The organism is Testudinibacter aquarius (assembly GCF_004342725.1).
In the GTDB taxonomy this organism is placed as follows: Bacteria; Pseudomonadota; Gammaproteobacteria; order Enterobacterales; family Pasteurellaceae; genus Chelonobacter; species Chelonobacter aquarius.
The window spans coordinates 56,069-73,855 of sequence record NZ_SMCP01000002.1 but is presented as its reverse complement, the minus strand read 5'-3'; the positions used below and the strand labels follow the sequence as shown (position 1 = coordinate 73,855).

General features: G+C 46.9%; 17 protein-coding genes, 1 pseudogene and 1 riboswitch. Of the genes and pseudogenes, 3 read left to right on the top strand and 15 right to left on the bottom strand.

Features of this window, described 5'->3' with window-relative positions:
* The first annotated feature begins 76 nt into the window (after positions 1 to 76).
* The 3 genes and pseudogenes from EDC16_RS02120 (at position 77) to EDC16_RS02110 (ending at position 3,969) form a co-directional block, all read left to right on the top strand.
* Positions 77 to 1,449 (top strand): annotated as a pseudogene (locus EDC16_RS02120) (phospholipase).
* A gap of 3 nt (positions 1,450 to 1,452) precedes the next feature.
* Complete coding sequence (locus EDC16_RS02115; protein ID WP_132964949.1) at positions 1,453 to 2,130, top strand: cyclase family protein; 678 nt, start codon at positions 1,453 to 1,455, stop codon at positions 2,128 to 2,130.
* 27 nt (positions 2,131 to 2,157) lie between these two features.
* A complete protein-coding gene (locus EDC16_RS02110) occupies positions 2,158 to 3,969 on the top strand; it encodes an alpha/beta hydrolase (RefSeq protein ID WP_132964947.1) in 1,812 nt (603 codons plus the stop codon).
* 59 nt (positions 3,970 to 4,028) lie between these two features.
* Here the strand turns inward: EDC16_RS02110 and EDC16_RS02105 are convergent, their stop codons facing one another.
* The 15 genes from EDC16_RS02105 to lepB all read right to left on the bottom strand — a co-directional run bounded on the left by EDC16_RS02105 (position 4,029) and on the right by lepB (position 17,787).
* Positions 4,029 to 5,696, bottom strand: a complete 1,668-nt coding sequence (locus tag EDC16_RS02105; RefSeq protein ID WP_132964945.1) for a mucoidy inhibitor MuiA family protein — start codon at positions 5,694 to 5,696, stop codon at positions 4,029 to 4,031.
* Between the two features lie 23 nt (positions 5,697 to 5,719).
* Positions 5,720 to 6,709 carry an alpha/beta hydrolase gene (locus EDC16_RS02100; RefSeq protein ID WP_132964943.1) on the bottom strand — a complete coding sequence of 330 codons (990 nt, stop codon included), beginning with the start codon at positions 6,707 to 6,709 and terminating at the stop codon, positions 5,720 to 5,722.
* Between the two features lie 402 nt (positions 6,710 to 7,111).
* Positions 7,112 to 7,723, bottom strand: a complete 612-nt coding sequence (gene slyD / locus EDC16_RS02095; protein WP_132964941.1) for a peptidylprolyl isomerase — start codon at positions 7,721 to 7,723, stop codon at positions 7,112 to 7,114.
* Between the two features lie 62 nt (positions 7,724 to 7,785).
* Positions 7,786 to 8,496 carry an SIMPL domain-containing protein gene (locus EDC16_RS02090; RefSeq protein ID WP_132964939.1) on the bottom strand — a complete coding sequence of 237 codons (711 nt, stop codon included), beginning with the start codon at positions 8,494 to 8,496 and terminating at the stop codon, positions 7,786 to 7,788.
* A 30-nt stretch (positions 8,497 to 8,526) separates the two neighbouring features.
* A complete protein-coding gene (gene dtd / locus EDC16_RS02085) occupies positions 8,527 to 8,961 on the bottom strand; it encodes a D-aminoacyl-tRNA deacylase (RefSeq protein WP_132964937.1) in 435 nt (144 codons plus the stop codon).
* Positions 8,936 to 9,904: a virulence factor BrkB family protein gene (locus tag EDC16_RS02080; protein WP_132964935.1), complete on the bottom strand. Its 969-nt coding sequence runs from the start codon at positions 9,902 to 9,904 to the stop codon at positions 8,936 to 8,938. Before EDC16_RS02080 ends, dtd begins: the two co-directional genes overlap by 26 nt.
* 15 nt (positions 9,905 to 9,919) lie before the next feature.
* The gene (locus EDC16_RS02075) at positions 9,920 to 10,477 is read right to left on the bottom strand and encodes an anthranilate synthase component II (protein ID WP_132964933.1); all 558 of its coding nucleotides are present in this window, start codon (positions 10,475 to 10,477) and stop codon (positions 9,920 to 9,922) included.
* 2 nt (positions 10,478 to 10,479) lie between these two features.
* Complete coding sequence (locus tag EDC16_RS02070) at positions 10,480 to 10,998, bottom strand: winged helix-turn-helix transcriptional regulator (protein ID WP_132964930.1); 519 nt, start codon at positions 10,996 to 10,998, stop codon at positions 10,480 to 10,482.
* Positions 10,999 to 11,099: 101 nt separating this feature from the next.
* Positions 11,100 to 11,732 carry a 7-carboxy-7-deazaguanine synthase QueE gene (locus EDC16_RS02065; RefSeq protein ID WP_232517153.1) on the bottom strand — a complete coding sequence of 211 codons (633 nt, stop codon included), beginning with the start codon at positions 11,730 to 11,732 and terminating at the stop codon, positions 11,100 to 11,102.
* The gene (gene queD / locus EDC16_RS02060; RefSeq protein WP_132964926.1) at positions 11,732 to 12,157 is read right to left on the bottom strand and encodes a 6-carboxytetrahydropterin synthase QueD; all 426 of its coding nucleotides are present in this window, start codon (positions 12,155 to 12,157) and stop codon (positions 11,732 to 11,734) included. Before queD ends, EDC16_RS02065 begins: the two co-directional genes overlap by 1 nt.
* Positions 12,150 to 12,821, bottom strand: a complete 672-nt coding sequence (gene queC / locus EDC16_RS02055) for a 7-cyano-7-deazaguanine synthase QueC (protein ID WP_132964924.1) — start codon at positions 12,819 to 12,821, stop codon at positions 12,150 to 12,152. The genes queD and queC overlap by 8 nt, the downstream gene beginning before the upstream one ends.
* Positions 12,822 to 12,823: 2 nt before the next feature.
* Positions 12,824 to 12,868: riboswitch (PreQ1 riboswitch) on the bottom strand.
* 555 nt (positions 12,869 to 13,423) lie between these two features.
* Positions 13,424 to 14,719, bottom strand: coding sequence for a uracil-xanthine permease family protein (locus tag EDC16_RS02050; protein ID WP_132964922.1), 1,296 nt, complete (start codon positions 14,717 to 14,719; stop codon positions 13,424 to 13,426).
* 457 nt (positions 14,720 to 15,176) lie between these two features.
* Positions 15,177 to 16,118 carry a GTPase Era gene (gene era, locus EDC16_RS02045; protein ID WP_132964920.1) on the bottom strand — a complete coding sequence of 314 codons (942 nt, stop codon included), beginning with the start codon at positions 16,116 to 16,118 and terminating at the stop codon, positions 15,177 to 15,179.
* Between the two features lie 8 nt (positions 16,119 to 16,126).
* Positions 16,127 to 16,804, bottom strand: coding sequence for a ribonuclease III (gene rnc / locus EDC16_RS02040; protein ID WP_132964918.1), 678 nt, complete (start codon positions 16,802 to 16,804; stop codon positions 16,127 to 16,129).
* An 8-nt stretch (positions 16,805 to 16,812) separates the two neighbouring features.
* Positions 16,813 to 17,787, bottom strand: a complete 975-nt coding sequence (gene lepB / locus EDC16_RS02035) for a signal peptidase I (protein WP_132964916.1) — start codon at positions 17,785 to 17,787, stop codon at positions 16,813 to 16,815.

Genomic DNA, 17,787 nt, shown 5'->3' with positions numbered 1-17,787 from the left:
TCGCATTGCCCTTTTCAACCAAAATTTTTTCAAACACAAATTCCTGCAAAAAGTTCTCAAACAAAAGGACACGATTATGTTTAAATCCTATTTTGCTGTGTTGTTTTCTTTAGCCTTATCCCCGCAGCTGTTGGCCAATGATGTCGTCACCATTCCCGACGAACCGGAATCATCAAAAATTATCAGTGCCAAACTGATCACTGAATTAACCGCCAAAGGACAAAAAGTCTCGGCGCTCGCTTTGGAATATGAGGATGAGTTATTCAATGGCGAAGGAGTGGAAACGCGTTATCAAATTGAAGTGGTGTTGGACGGAAAATCACAAGGCGAGCGCCAAATTCTCCGAAGCTACGGCATGGATAAACCGACTTTATCTCCACAAGCGAAATCAGGTAACTACCTGATTTTGGAACTGAATAAAGAGGATACTAATGCTGATGTGTATTCATTGAGAACCGAAAATAGTGAGCCGATGTCGTTTCGTGCCAAAAATGAGCAAGGTGAAATTATTCAGCGAGACATCGTGCAAAGCAACCGCGTACCAGAATTTTATCAACAGCGCTTGCAATACCATGTGACCCAACAAGGGCTGCTGAAATTAAGCAACGGTAAAACCGTTGCGCCGCAAAATATTAGTGTAACGGCAGAGGCGAAGAATAGGCATAATCTGTGGTTTGATCAATTTGCAGCGGATCAAGTTTCTCTAAACGATCCCAAAAACATATTGCATTATCAATTGTATAAACCGCACTTTACCGCTGATAATACCAAGCATCAAAATGCGGTGGCGCAACAGTATCCACTGACCATTTTCCTGCATGGTTCCGGGCAGTTGGGGCAGGATAATGTCGCGCAATTACTCTCCAGCCAAGGTGCAATTTCAACTTTGCAATATGAAGAAGGCTTTGTGCTTGCGCCACAATATGCCAGCGTGGCGGCATTCATTGGCAGACAGAAAACCGTAGAGCGTTGTTGCTGGCAATGATCGATAAAACGCTGCAACAACATCCACAGATTGATCCGGCGCGGATTTATCTGGTCGGTTTATCGCGTGGTGCCGAAGGTGCGCTTTATTTGCTGCTGGACAGACCGCACTTTTTTGCCGCCGCATTATTAATGGGCGGACGGGAAGCCTATTCCGTGGAATGGATTGACGGCAACGCAAGCCAAGAAAATTTAGCCTCACTTGCCAATATGCCGATTTGGTTTTTCCACAGCAAAGAAGACAAAGTTTCGCCGGTTGCCGGTTCGCGAATTAATTACCAAATCCTCAGCCAGCAACTGAAAAATCCCGCCGTAAGATACACAGAATTCAGTTTTGAGCAGGCGGGGGATAACGGCATTGTCAATAACAATCCCCACAACACTTGGGATGCCGTATTCAATAGCCCGGCTGCACAGCGTTGGTTGCTTCAACAAACCCGTACTCTCAATCAAACAAAGGAGTAATTTATGCCATATCAACTGCTTTCTTATCCGCTGGATATTAATGATCCCGGCTTTCCCGGAGAGCCGACCCTGAGTATCGAAAAGTGTAGTGACACACAACAAGGTGCGGTGTATAACAGTGCAAAAATCCATCTGTTCAACCATTTCGGCACCCATTTTGATGCGCCGAATCATTTCAATCCGAACGGAAAAACCATTTCGGAGCTGCCGTTGGTACAGTTTATTTATCAGAAACCGCTGCTGCTTGATATTCCAAAAGCAAAAGCCAGCCTAATTGAAGTTGAGGATCTCGCCCCTTTTCTATTGCAAATTCAACAAGCGGATTGCTTGCTGATCCGTACCGGTTTGGAAAAAGTGCGGTTTGAACAACCGCAGCAATATGCTGCACAAGGTTGTGCAGTCAGTATCAATGCTGCCCAATATTTGATTGACTACGCCCCGAATCTGAAAGCGCTCGGCTTTGATTTTATCTCGCTCGCCTCTCCTGCCAATCCAGAGCATGGTGTGAAAGCACACCAGATTATGCTCGGTATGTTCAGTGAAAACTTCATTTGCATTATAGAAGATATGAAATTGGCTGAACTTGATGCACCGCAGTTGCAGCGCATTTTTGCGCTGCCGTTACTGGTCAAAGGGATCGATAGCGCCCAAGTCACGGTGCTGGCTGAAACCGCAACTTAGCTTATGCCTTAAATTAGGGAGAAACCTATGAAAAATAGAAATGCCAGCCGCTCTTCGCTTTTAGGCGCAATCCTGTTTGCGATATTGACGCTGGTTTTTGCCTATTTGGCGTCATTGATCGATCGGGATTTTGGTCGTATCGATGTGCGACAACTTCAGATTATGACCGAAGAGATGCAGCCGATGACGGCAAAGCTTTATCGCCCGCTCACGGCAACCGCTGAAAATCCGGCGCCGGGTGTTTTGGCACTGCATGGCTATCAAAGTGATAAAGAAGCAACCAGCACTTTTGGGGCGTTAGAGTTGGCAAAACGGGGCTTTGTTGTGTTGGCGATCGATCAATTCGGGCACGGTTACTCAACCACATTGCCTGCCAGCAATAAAAATATGAGTGGCTCGAACAACGGCTACCAATATTTAAAATCCCTGCCGTTTGTTGACCAAGATAGGCTGGGTATTTTTGGTCATTCAACCGGCGCACTGAATGCGATTCGGGTCGCTAAGCTCAATCCCGATCATAAAGCGGTCAACGGCTTAAGCAGCAATGGCGGTGATCCGGAAATCCATAACTATCTGTTGACGCAGGGATTATATGAGGAGATTGGCGGTTATCGTGAAAGAAGTTTTCCGGTGAAAGAGTTAGTCCATCATCCAGCCCGGTTATTGGCATTCTCTTTGCCTGAAAGCGAAACGTTGAAGTGGGGCTATACCTACGGCAATTTTGCTGACGGTTCGGCAAGACGGGCGGATCTGGTTGAAGGCACACATTTGGGCGTGATGATTGCCAAAGAGAGCAATCGGCGGGCGATCGAATGGTTCAATACGGCATTGCAAAACGGCGATAAAAGCCACTGGATCGATCCGGCGCAACAAACTTACTGGTATAAGGAGTTCGCCGGATTGTCTGCACTCTTCTTTGCACTTATCTCCAGCCTGTTTGTTGCTAATGCTTTGCTTCAAACGTCGTATTTTAGTGCAGCTACGCAGCCTGTTACTACAAAAACGGCGATCAGCCCCAAAACCTGGTGGCGCTTTGCGATGCTTAATATCGTGACCACGCTTGTGCTTTATCCCCTGTTGACCCAATGGGGTGGAGCCAATGAGCCGATTGCTGCTCATTTTGCTTTTATGCCGCTGGAAATGGGCAACGGTATTATTACTTGGTTTGCGGTCAGCGCGGCGTTAAATCTGATTTTTTTCCTTGCTTGGAAAAAATCCGCACCGCCGTTCTCCTTGGCAGAATTTGGGGTTTTCAGTCAGCAGCATAAATTATCTACTGCTAATATTATCCTGCGATTTTTAGCGTTGAGTGCTGTTTTAATCGGCTGGCTGTACCTGCTTGCCGGTTTTGCCCATTGGTATTGGGGCGCAGAACTGCGATTTTTATGGCCGTTTTTAAAACCGTTAACCCCGGAGCGATTTAATCTGTTTCTGGTGTATTGGCTCCCGATTCTCGCCTTCTTTTTTATCTATAACGGCTTGATTTTAACCGTACAGATGAAACAACCGCTCGCGGAAAGTGCGGTATCTACCCTGGTAATCTGGACATTAAAAGTGGTCTTCGCCGCTGTCGGTGGCTTGTGTATCTTGTGGTTATTCCATTTTATACCGAATTTTATGCAAATCGGCCCCGGTTTTGATCTCATCGGGCTGCCGCAATTTGGCGGGCGTTGGATGATGATGTTGGCGGTAATTATTCCGCAATTCATCGTATTATTGTTGATCAATAATTGGTGCTATCTCAAAACCGGCTATCTGTATCTGGGGGTATTTTTCACCTCGTTACTGATGACTTGGATTCTGGTTGGTGGACAGGTTATCGGACGGTTTTTGGCTTAATCAGCATCATCAAGGTTGGCAATGGGTTTAATTTAGCCACTATTTGCCAACCTATAATTTCACAACCCACTCAGCATTTGATCTTGCGGATATTCCAGTGTGAATATCTTATTGATGGTTTGTTTGCTGTTGGGGGCGAGGGTGATTTTTTGTTGATAGCGGCCATTGTCGTCGATAGTGACGGCTTTGGTGTCTGGCGCCAAGATATTCACTTTAATCGCTTGGTTGACAGCTTGTGGCAGGCGGTCATAAACCACCACATCAACGCTTTCAGTGCGGTTGTTTTGCAGAGTGTAGCCCGTTTCAAGGCGTATTTTGTTGGTTTTGTTGATCAAGCCACCACTTTCTTGGCTGCGTTTTACTGGTTCGGCTTTGACGCTGATGGTTTGATCTTCGCCGATCAACTGCGTAAACGCTTCGCCGGGCAGTAGGGTTGGCAGGTAGCCGGAGCCGACGATTTTGCCGTCATAAGCGGTGCGTAATGTGCCGCCTAATAACGGGTAATCCTGCTGGTTTTGCCCACTGACGGTGATGAGAATGTTATCCTGAAATTCCGGATAAAACGCATATTCCGCTTTTGCTTCTTGGCTTGTACCGGCAATGATCACGCTTTGGTTGCCTTGCTGGCTGGCAATGCTGACCGCACTTGGAAGGGTGAAACTGGAGGCAACAATTCCGCTTTCCACCTCAGCGGTTTGCGGCGCAGCTGCCATGGTCAGCTCTGCTTGTATAGCCGTTTCTGCCTGATCTAACCCTTGCAGGCTCAATTTCTTATCTTTGGCAGCTTGAGTGATGGCAAGTGGTTGCGGTTGGTAGAAGTCGATTAGCCAAGGTGAAATTTCGGGTACGTTGCCGACTTCAACCTGGCGTGCGCTGGACAGTATCAGTTTGACATTTGACCAATCCTCTCCGCTATTTTGTTGAATTTTTGCGCCATATTGTAAATCTAACTGGTTGTTTTTGCTGTTATAATTTAACTGATATTGCGGTTGCCAGCTGGCGTTAAAGATATTATAGGCTAAACTCAGTTGCTGTTTGCCGTCGGTTGCTGCCTGAATTTGTACACGAACCAAGCGCTGCATATTTTGCTGCTCACCACCTAAACGCTGGTAGTTCTGCTCTAACTGCGCCAGTTTTTGTTGCTGCGCTTCCAGTTCTGTCTGGGTGGTGCGTTTTTCGGCACTCAGTTGGGTGTAGCTGGTTCGAGAAAATTGCTGTAGGCGACTAAAATCTTCAAAGCTCTGTTGAGTGTCGCTGTTTAGACGAGATTGCTGCAACAATTGCAGCAAATTAAACTGGTTGTCCAACTCCGCCAACTTATCTTGATGCTGTTGCACAATGGCTTGCTGGGCAGTGATTTGTTGCTGCAAATCCCGTAATACACTGCCGCTGTGCTGCTCGGCGGCTTGTAGTTCGCTGTCGATGGAAAGCACGGTTAACGGGCTGTTGCCGTTGGCATTAAATTGTAATGAGGCTTCATCCAAATACTGCGGCAAGGCGGAAAATACCAGTTCATGCTGCCCTTTGCTTAATTCAATTTCAGCATGGCGTTCAACTTTGGCTTGTTGTTGGTATAAAGTCACTTGGTTAATTTGCGATTCAATCTGTTTAATTTCCGCTTTGGCTGATGCAGAGAATCCCATGGTTGAAAAGAAAATGCTTGAAAAGCAAAATGTTGAGATGCCAAGTGCGGTTTTTTGCAAACCGCTTAAGTTTTTTATGTGCATATCCGCCTCGTCTTAGCCTAAAATCATTTGGCTGTATTTTTAAATTGGTGGTTCAAAAAATCGATGATCAAATTGATTACTTGCGGTTGTGCCCAGTAAACACCGGCATGATCTGCATTTTTAATCACATAACGTTGTGCTGAAATCCCTTTTTCTGTTAAGGCGTTAAACAATATTTCAGTTTGGCTTGGGGAGACCAGCATATCGGCATCACCGTGCATTAATAAAAACGGTGGCGTATTGGAAGAGATATGGCTAATCGGGTTAGCTTGTGCTGCCAGTTCAGGGGTTGAGCTGACCGCACCGCCACTGGCAAATGGTGGGATTCCGTTTAACATCAAGGCTTCTGAAACATTATCGCCAGCATGCATAGCTTGTATTTCCGCCGAATAATCCGCACCGATTTGGCTTAGATCAGATAAGCCGTACAGATCAATCGCGGCTTGTACAGTACTGCTTTGATCCAGATTTTCACCCACATCAAATTGGCGATCACCATTGGTGGTGGCGGCTAATGCGGCAAAATATCCCCCGGCGGATTCCCCCATAATCGTAATCTTATCTTTATCAATACCAAATTCGTCGGCATGGGTTCGCAAATAGCGCACTGCCGATTTCACGTCCAGCAATGGTTCCGGGAATTTACCTTGCGGAATATGGCGATATTCAATGCTGGCGACCACATAACCGGCTTCAGCAATAGCCAAACGCTGTTGAATGTAGTTGGCTTTTGGTGACATCAGAAAACCGCCACCGGTGACGAACAGGACGGCAGGCAGCTTGGCATCACTTTGTGGTTGCAGGATATCCATTTTCAGATTCAGCGGACGTCCCATCGCTTTGGGCTGTGCGTAGCTGATATCTTGCCATTGATTGACCAGAGGTTTTTCTGCGGCGACTTCAATCAGAGTGCTTTGCGGCAGTGTCGGCGTTAGGTTGGCAGCCAGCGCAAAGGGTAGCGTTAATAATGTGATGCTGAGCCATTTTGTCCACTGAGGTCGATGTCGTTGCATAAAAAATTCTCCTGCTTAAACTTGAGTTATATGATTTATCATTACTTTGACCGCACTTTTAACATAAAGTGCGGTAGCGAACAGAGATGCATGCTTCATTGGCATATCGGCGCGCCCAATATACAAAAAGATAGCCGTAGCTATCTTTTAGACTGCTGACAAAGGTTAAAATACACGATTAATATTGTAAAAGTAGGGGGCGATTATATATCGCCCCGAACCGCACTTTGCATTTTTCCTTTATTGATTAAGTGCTTATACCGCACTTCGCAAACGGGCGGATGCAATCCGCCCCTACCTTGCCTCATCAAATATCTACTTTGCCTCATCAAATATCTTTGTCAATAATCTGAAAGATAGCCGTAGCTATCTTTCTGTTTATGATGAGATACGCCAAGCAGATTAGTGCTTGTGTTTACCGCCGCAGCACCCTTCGTGACCATGACCGTGGTGGTGATCGTGTCCGTGATGATCGTGATCATGGCTGTGTCCGCAGCCGCAGCCGTGCCCTTGTTCGTCACTGTCGTGACCGCCGCAGCAACCGCTGCCTTCAGCATGGATATGACCGTGGGAAATCTCTTCCAGTGTCGCTTCGCGCGTGGCAACAATTTCTACGTTAAACAACAACTCTTGTCCGGCCAACATATGATTGCCGTCCACCACCACATGATCGTCGCCCACTTCTGTGATCACCACCGGCAACGGGCCGATGTCGGTATCAGCGATAAAACGCATGCCAACTTCCAAGTCATCGACACCGACAAATACGTCTTTCGGTACACGTTGCACCATGTTGTCGTTATATTCGCCGTAGCCCTCTTCCGGCTTGACCCGCACTTCAAATTTTTCGCCGACTTTACGCCCTTCAATGGCATTTTCCAAACCGATAACCAGATTATTGTGTCCTTGCAAATATTCCAACGGTTGGTTGACCGGAGCTTCGTCCACTAACACACCATCTTCAGTACGAACTTGATATGCGATACTGACCACTACATTTTTTGCTACTTTCATCGGCTACTCCGCCTTAATTTTTTATGGATAGAAAGCAGGATTATAGCAAATCCTGCTATGAATTAGTCATTTTTCAGATAAATGGTGGCATTCAGCTGAATTTTCAAGTCGGCTAAACCGCTTTCCACCTGCATGCTCGGTGTCTCAGAGGCGGAAAAAACCGCTCTGCGTTCATAATAGACAGGTTGGCTGTCCACCGCCAGATCACTCGGACTGCCTAGATCCAGATTAGCAATTTGGTAACCCTTTGTTTGTAGATTTTGGCTGATGAGTTCGGCTTTTTGTTTAAATGCCTGCAATGCCTCTTCCGTCATCTGTTTTTCCAAGCTCTGCTTTTTCTGCTCGGAGAGGGTAAAACGGATATTTTGTACTGCTAATTGCTCGCTGACGCTGGCGATTAGATCGGAAAGTGCGGTAAAGTCTTGGCTTTCCAACGTGATCTCGCCGTAATCAATCCAGCCACTCGGTTTACCTTGTTTATCATAACTGATATTGGTGCGACGGTTGGTCATACCGGTTTGAACTTGGCGTTTTTTGGCTTCTTCAACCGTGAGATTGAGTTTTTGAGTGATAATCGGGCTGATCTCTTTTAGGGTTTTGCCGGATTGTTGGGCATAGAGCACCACTTGCATCGTGTCGCGTTCCACTTGGCGTGAAACTTGCACTGAAAAGCTGACCTGTTGTTCCGGCTTGGCAGGTTCGGCAGCTTGTGCCGGCAAAGCGCTTACCAGCAGTAAAATGCCGGAAGTGATAAAGCCTTTAATTCGTTTCATATTGATTTCCTTAATAAAAATAGCTTATTGTTAAATTTGCAGCCAAAAAGTCACGGGTCCGTCATTGATTAAGCTGATTTGCATGTCTGCGGCAAATTTTCCGCATGCGGTGTTGATCTGCCGACTGCACTGTTGGCTGAAATAATCATACAGCTGTTCCGCCAGTTGCGGCGATGCACCGTTGGAAAAACTGGGACGCAAGCCTTTGTTGGTCTCCGCAGCCAATGTAAACTGAGACACCACTAAGACGCTTCCGTTCGCTTGCTTGACATTTAAATTCATTTTGCCGTCTTGATCGGCAAACACTCGATAAGCCAATACTTTATCCAATAGGCGTTTGGCTTTTTCGGTATTATCATCTTTTTCCACCCCGAGCAGCACCAGCAAACCGCACTTTATCTCACCGACGGTTTGCCCTTCAATGCTGACCGAAGCTTGCCTAACTCTTTGAATCAACGCGATCATTTTCTTGTTTTTCTCCGTCATTCGGTGCAGCTTGCGTAGCAATTTTTTGTTTTAAACGTTGCAACTCTTCGGATAGTTTTTGTTGTTTGTCTTGCGATGCTTTGTGCAAATCCAATTGCCCTGTGTGAACCAAATGTAGATCTTCCAGCACTGCCGTCAATTGTGCCCCCAATAACACAAAGGTCCAACTCAATTGAATCCATAGCAGCAGAATCGGCAACGTCGCCAAGGCGCCGTAAATCAGTTGGTAAGACGGAAAGGCAGTCATGTACCAAGTGAATCCTTTTTTGCCAAGAGTAAAAAAGATGGCGGCAACTAACGCACCGATCATCGCATAACGCAGATTGACTTTGGTGTTCGGTACCACGGTATAAATCAGGGTAAAAGCAAGCCAAGTCAAGACAAACGGCACCAGACTGAGCAATTTGGTGCCGAAAGACATTACCGTTTGATGGCTAAAAAATTGAATAGAAAAAATGTAGGAGCTGACAATCAGACTGACTGCAAGGAACAGTGGCCCGAGTGTTAAAATCATCCAATACATCGCAAACGAAAACAGTGGCGTGCGCGAGTTGGTGTTCGGCCAAATATCATTCAACGTACGGTCAATGGAGGAGATCAACATCAACGCCACCACGATTAACCCAATGATACCGATGCCGCTCATTTTTTTTGAATTGGCAACGAATTCGTTTAAATATTGTTGCACTACGCCACCGGTCTCTGGCGCAAAATTGTCAAAAATCAGACTTTGCACTTGGCCGCTGACTTCGCTGAATACTGGAAAAGCAGAAAAAATCGCTAACACCACCATCATCAACGGCACTAGCGCCAGCATGGTGCTGTAAGTCAAATAGCCTGCCGCCATATTCAGTTTGTTTTCATTAAAGCGGTGCCAAAATAGTTTGAGAAAAATCAACAGTTGTGAAAAAAAACGTATCATTATTTTATCCTTGTGTCAGCTTGCCAACCAGTTTCGCAACATCTGCTCCCCGTGTTCAGTGATAAAGGACTCAGGGTGAAACTGCACCCCGAAAATTGGCAAAGTGCGGTGCTGCATCGCCATTAAGGTGCCGTCTTGATCGACAGCCGTTGCTTGTAAACACGGCGGCAAATTTTTAATTGCCCACGAGTGGTAAAGTCCTATCTTAAAGGATTGCGGCAGGTTTTGAAACAGCAAGCTGCTGTCTGTTTGCCGCAATACCTCACTTCGCCCATGCCGAATCTGTGCCAAATTATACAACTCGCCACCAAAAAACTGGCATAGGGTCTGATGTCCTAAGCACACCCCAAGTATCGATTTTTGTTGGTGATAACGTTGTAAAATTTCAAATAATTGCGGATATGCCGACGGCACATCCGGCCCAGGCGAGATTAAAAGATGGCTGAAATCGGCAACCCGATCCAAATCCACGTTTTCGGTATCACACACCTGCATCTCCAGCCCCTCAATCCGCCGTAGCAAATCGACCAGATTATAGGTGAAAGAGTCATGGTTGTTGATGATCAGTAGCATGCTTATCCTTTTGTTTTCACTTCCCAAGCCCCGTTTTTTTTGGCACCGTGAAAGGTGAGTTTGCCTTGCTGTTTTAGTTTGGCTACCGCACGTTCGACCGCACTTGATGAGCGGTTAATCTGCTTGGCGACTTCGGATAGGGTGAGGTTGGGATTCTGTTGCAATAATAGAAGAATTTTTTCAGGCGTTTTTTCCTGCGTTTTCATCGGTATTGCTTCGGTGAGAATCGCTTGTTGTAGTGCAGATTGCAATGTATCCAGTAAAAATTCAATAAATGTCGAACAATCCGCTGTAAGATCCGATACAGTTTTCCCTTCGATTACCGCAGTTACTTGTTCTAAGGTTAGCGTGTTATGCTCAACGGCCAGAGAAGCTTGTATCGTTCTGATGCGATTTTCTCGGCGTAGTATCGGTACTAAGCCGTTAGGATTGCCCGCTGACCAGCGTCCCAGTAATTCAGAAATAGATGCCACTAGGCTTATCATTTTGTGGGTTAACTGAAATGGCGGAGAGTAGGGCATCCGATATCCTTAGGATCTGTTGTTTAATTTTATCTTTGATTTGTGTTTTGGCAGCACCATTTTATCCATAAATTTAAATAACTGCCAACCGCACGTTGTGTTTACTCGATCCCAACCAGCTTATGGGTTTGCAAACTCAGTTGCCATTTAGGGCGTTTGCCCGACAACGCTTCGGGGCGTTGGTTGAGTTCGCCCAGCTTGCGAATGGTATCCAGTAAATTCATCTCGCCCTGTTGTTCACGGGGGGAGAGGTAGTAGTGATCGGCTTGCATCTGTTGTTCGAGTTGTTGGCAAAACGGTAAAATATCACCGTCGTTGACGATCCGCACTTCGTGTGCAAACGGGATGCCACGCTGCTGATATTTGTGTTGATATAAGCGTTTCGGGCTGGTGGCGATGTAGTCGATTTGCGGCGGAACCGGTTTTAAGCCGTTGGTTTCGATTGCCAAGAAATAACCCTCGGCTTTCAGCTGATCGAGCAGTACGTTCAATTTCGGTTGAATGGTCGGTTCGCCGCCGGTGATGATGATGTTTTTCGCGGTGTAGGACCGCACTTTTTGCATAATCTGGTCCAACGTCCAGCGCTCAAATCGGTTGTAATCGGTGTCACACCACGGGCAGGCGAGGTTACATTTGCCGAAGCGGATAAAAATGCTCGGCATACCGGTGTTGAAACCTTCCCCTTGCAGGCTTTCGAAAATTTCGACGATGTTGTAGTGAATTTCGCTCCTCATTAGCTGGCCGTATATTCGCAGAATGAGGTTGGGGTTTCCCATAAACGTACCGCTGAAATCGGCAAGCCTGCTTGTTGCAGCCGTTGGAAAATAAATTGCGCCATCAATTCGGCGGTGGTGCGGTAGGGCAGGGCAAACACTTTAGAATCCAACTCTTGCAATAAGTCGGCAACTTTGCTCTCTTTTGCGCTATTTTGATCGAAGATAAACGCATGATCCATCGGTTTGATGATCAGCTCATTGACTGTGTTTTTCAGATCGCTGTAGTCCATCACCATACCGCACTTTGCCGCATCGGTCAGTAGTGGCGCACAGAGTTCGATTTGCAGTTTATAGGTGTGCCCGTGCAGATTCTTGCATTTGCCGTCATGTCCGTCGAGCATATGCGCCATATCGAAACTGAACTCTTTGCTGATTTTAAACATTTCGCACCTCTTTTTCTGCCAAGTATTCGTTTAAGCCTTTTTCGCGCAGTTTGCAGCTAGGGCATTCGTGACAACCGCCTTCGACGCCGAGGTAGCAGGTGTGGGTGTGTTGCCGCACATAATCCAAACCGCCCAATTGGTCGGCGAGCGCCCAAGTCTGTTTTTTATCCAGATACATCAGCGGGGTTTGGATATTAAAGTTGTAATCCATCGCTAGATTGAGAGTGACGTTCATCGATTTGACAAACACATCGCGGCAGTCGGGGTAGCCGCTGAAATCGGTTTCGCATACGCCGGTGATGATATCGTGAATGCCTTGTCCTTTGGCATAAATCGCAGCATACAACAGAAACAGGGCATTGCGTCCGTCCACAAAGGTGTTTGGCATTTCGTCGGCATTTTGGCTGATGACCGCACTTTGATCCATCAGGGCGTTAGTCGTGATGGCTTTGATGACTGAGGTGTCGATCAAGGTTTGCTTCACGCCGAGATCATTGGCGATCCATTGCGCTTTTTCCAGTTCGATGGCATGCCGTTGTCCGTATTGAAAGGTCACGGCTTCGACATTTTCTTTGCCGTAGTGGTGAATTGCCTGTAGCAGGCAGGTGGTGGAATCTTGTCCGCCGGAGAAGATCACCAGCGCTTTTTTGGTGTTATTTTGCATAATTTGTCCTAGTTTTTTTGCGTGGGAGGGTTACGAACCACGGTGGTTAAAGGCTGGGCATTTTACAGGATTTTATGCGGGAAGCATACTGCACTTCGGTTTTATATCTTTTATTTTAAATTTAACCATCGGATTTCGCCGATGGCGGCTTACTTTTACTCGCAAGCTCGCCCTATGGGCTGTTGCCTAAAGGCAACATTCAAAACCTAAAGGTTTTGTCTTTGCTTCGCCAAAGAAAAGATAAGCAAAAGAAAGGCGCCCCCAATTGTAGTGCTGATCTTCGCCTTTGCTAATTTCTACGCTCAATTTGTAAACTTGCCTGCTGCGTAGACTTCGGACACGACAAATTGACCTTGAAATCTTCACGCAAACGCTCAGGCACTCCAGATGGGGAGTAAAAACCAACCGCACCGCACTTTCATTTTTCTATTTATACGTGGGCGCATTAAAAATTTTTCGTTAAGCAAATTCACACTAAGCGAAGATCAGCAGTTCATTAGGGTGTGCTTTCTTTTTTGGACAAGTAAAAAAGAAAGTCGCCGATGAGGCGAAATAGCGATAGTGATAAAAAAGCAAATCACCATCGGCGAAACCCGATAGTGCTATTCTGTGTTGTCGTGTGGTAAAACTAAATTGAGCGTGAGCGCTAATAATGAACCGACGGTGATGCCGGAGCCGAAAATCTCTTTTACGAACGACGGCAGTTTGTCCAGAATTTCCGGACGGGTGGTGACGGCTAGACCACAGCCGATGGAGATGGCGATAATTAAGCCGTTGCGTTTGTTGCGCTCCACCTTATCCAACATCTGAATCCCGGCAGCGATAATCATCGCAAACATCATCAAGCCGGCACCGCCTAATACCGGCAGTGGAATCGACACGATTAAAGCGCCGAACACCGGAAACAATCCGGCTAACATTAATAGCGCACCGGTGATTGTCACCACATAACGGCTGGCAACACCGGTCAGCGAGATCACGCCGATATTTTGTGAGAATGACGAAAACGGCGTGGTGGACATCATCGCAGCCAGCGCTGAGCCCAGACCATCGCACAGCACCCCGCCACGCAGGTGTTTGCCGCTGATCTCGGTTTGGGTAGCGTTGCCGAGTGCTAAAAAGTTACCGCTCGATTCGACAATTGTCACCAAATAGGCAATGCTCATACCGATAATGCCTGAAATCGGGAACGCCAAACCGAAATGCAACGGTTGCGGCAGTGCAAATGCCTCAGCTTGCTGCACACCGCTGAAATCAATCCAACCGAGTAAAAGTGCGGTAATATAACCAGTAAACATACCGATCACAATCGCCGCCGCCGAGAAAATCCCTTTGCCCCATTGCACTAGAACCACCACAATGGTAAGTACAAAAAATGCCATCGCCAGGTTTTGCGGTGAAGCGTACTGCGCATCGCCACGCTGCCCACCGGCAAACCAATCGACTGCCACCGGAATCAAACTCAAGCCAATCATCATCACGACAGTTCCGGTGACCACCGGCGGAAACAGTTTGCGAATGGTCGGCATAAAGAAGCTGCCGATAATCATTACCAACGATCCGACCAGCGACGCCCCTAAAATGCCGGCAACCCCGTCTTGACTGAAACCAATCGCCAAGGCAGCGGCAACAAAGGTGAAACTGGTGCCCATCACACTGGGCAAGCGGATACCGATCGGACCGATGCCTTGGCATTGAATCATGGTGACCACACCGGAAATCAGCAGTGCCGCATTGACCAAAATAATGGTGTCACTGCTTGGTAGTTGTAGCACATTACCGATCACCAACGGCACGGCGATAATCCCGCCCAGCGCCGCAAGCAGATGTTGTGCGCCCAGTAACAGGCTGAGAAAAAATGGCGGTTTGTCTTCGACTGAGTAGATCAGTTTGTTCATCGTGGTTATTACCTTAGGTTGTTAATAAAAAATTTTTTGAGTTTGTTATTTCGTTTAGTAGTTTAGAGCATTAACCGTATCGTGCTGTTATTCATTAAAGTGCGGTTTAAAACCTTGTACTCTACGGCGTGTTTTCGGTTCCCTTATGAACTGCCTGAGCGGGTGTGAAATTTGTAGGGAAATTTTTTTGTTTGAGCGTAGCGAGTCTGCCCGCATAGCGGGCGCATTAAAAATTTTCCGTTAAGCAAATTCACACTGAGTGAAGATCAGCAGTTCAATAGGGTGTGTTTCTTTGCCAACTTTCTTTGCACAAGCAAAGAAAGTTGGGCGCCGTTAGGCGAAACAGCGATAGTTAAACTTCAAATAATCGATAAAGGGCAAAGCAAGATCACTATCGGCGCAAATAGATAAAAAAATACCAACTACAAAGGTAATTGGTATTCAAAGTGCGGTCTGGTTATTCGTCGATATAGCCCAAACTACGCAGCGCACGTTCGTCGTCCGCCCAGCCGGATTTGACTTTCACCCACAGCTCCAGATGGACTTTATTATCAAATAGCTTTTCCATGTCGGCACGGGCTTCGATACCAATGGTTTTGATCTTCTGCCCCTGATGGCCGATGACCATTTTTTTCTGCCCTTCACGCTCCACCAAAATCAAACCGTTGATCTCATAAGTGCCACGCTCGTTGGTTTTAAACTGCTCGATTTCCACCGTCACCGAATACGGCAACTCTTCGCCCATAAAGCGCATCAATTTCTCACGAATAATTTCGGATGCCATAAACCGCTCGGAACGATCGGTAATATGATCTTCTGGGAAATGGTGGATGCCGGGACGGAGTGATTGCTGTACAATTTTTTTCAGCTGGTGCACATTGTTGCCACGTTGGGCTGAAATTGGCACCGTAGCTTTAAACTCAAAGCGCTTATTCAGTTCGGTAATAAACGGCAGCATCTCGTCTTTATTTTTGACATTATCAATTTTATTGATCACCAAAATCACCGGTGCTTTGGCGGTACGCAGTTTATTCAGCACCATCTCGTCATCGTCGGTCCAGTGGGTGCCGTCCACCACAAAGAAAATCAGATCGACGTCGCCGATGGCGCTGCTGGCGGCTTTGTTCATCAAACGGTTGATCGCGCGCTTTTCCTCAATGTGCAGCCCCGGTGTATCCACATAAATCGCCTGATAAGCGCCTTCGGTATCAATGCCGACAATGCGGTGGCGGGTGGTTTGTGCTTTGCGTGAGGTGATCGAAATTTTTTGTCCTAACAATTTATTCAACAGTGTCGATTTGCCGACATTCGGGCGACCGACAATCGCAATAAAGCCGCAATAGGTTTGTGGAATTTCATCGGTTGTTTCTATAGTTGTGTCTGGGATTAGCTCGCTCATAAAGTTGCCTATTGGGTTAAATTAAGTTGTTTCAGAATGGCTTCAGCGGCGGCTTGTTCAGCCTTGCGACGGCTTTGTCCTTGCCCGACCACGACTTTATCCAGGCTGCTGACCCGACATTCGACTTTAAACAGTTGTTTGTGCGCTTCCCCTTGAATATCAATCACTTCATATTCCGGCAACGGTTGACGGTTGCCTTGCAGATATTCCTGCAAACGGGTTTTCGGGTCTTTTTGATTGTCACCCGGTTTGATCTCGGCGAGGAAGGTTTTATACCAGTTACGCACCACCGGCATAATGCTTTCCAAGCCGCGATCCAGATACATTGCGCCGATAATGGCTTCCACGCCGTCAGACAAAATCGAATCGCGACGATAGCCACCGCTCTTTAATTCGCCTTGTCCCAAACGCAGGTAATCGCCCAGCCCGAATTCACGTGCCAAAATCGCCAGCGTTTTTTCGCGAACCAGCGTGGCGCGCATCCGACTGAGATCACCTTCATCGACTTTTTCGAACTGTTTAAACAACGCTTCGCCGATAATAAAATTCAGAATCGAGTCGCCTAAAAATTCCAACCGTTCGTTGTGCTTACTGTCGGCGCTACGGTGGGTCAGCGCCTGTTTTAATAAATCGGTTCGTTGAAATTGATAACCGATTTTACGTTGTAATCTATCGAGATCTTGCATAGTTTTCCCTAAGGGATTCTACTGAACAGGCGTTCGGTACGGATACCGGTCGGCCATTCATTGGCTTTTTTATCCAAGCTTAACCAAATCCAGCTGGCTTTGCCGACCAGTGCTTTTTCAGGCACAAAGCCCCAGAAGCGGCTGTCGTCGCTGCTGTCACGGTTGTCACCCATCACAAAATATTCTCCGGCGGGCACAGTCCATTCACCCGGTGGATTACCGGCCTGTTTGTAATAGGCGGCATCATAATAGAAACGTACCGGATTCAGCAGAATTTGGTGGTTTACTGCCCCTTTTTCGGTCATCTCGATTTGTGCATTGCCGTGATAGAAAAAGTCCGGGTTGGCTTTGGCATCGCTGTATTGGTAAGTTTCCGGTGCACAAACGGCAGAACCGCACTTTGCCGGCGTTACGGTCAGCGTGCCGTTGGCTTGATCATATTTGATGTGATCGCCGGGCAGACCGACGACACGTTTAATATAATCCACATTGGGTTGCGGTGGGGCTTTAAACACCACCACATCGCCCCGCTTCGGTTCACCGACAGGAATCAAGGTATTTTGAAAAATTGGATCTTTAATGCCGTAAGCGTATTTTTCTACTACCACAAAGTCGCCGATACGCAGGCTCGGTTCCATCGAGCCGGACGGAATTTGAAACGGTTCGAACAGGAAAGAGCGCACCAACAACACAATTGCCAGCACCGGAAATAAGGAGGCGATAAATTCGCTGCCTTCCGAAATCGGCTCGACTTGCGCCCGTTCTTCTTCGTTCAAGGTTTTGCCGCTGCGTTGCTCCAGCCGTGCGATTTGGCGTTGGCGTTTCGGTTCGAGCGAAAAACGGTTATAGCACCAAGTTGCCCCAGCGATCAGGGTGAAGATAATCAATAGAATTGAAAAGGTATTTGGCAGCGCTAAATTGTCCAATACTTTCCATAAAATATAACCGCTGACTAACAGAATCGGCAGAAAAAATTTTGACAT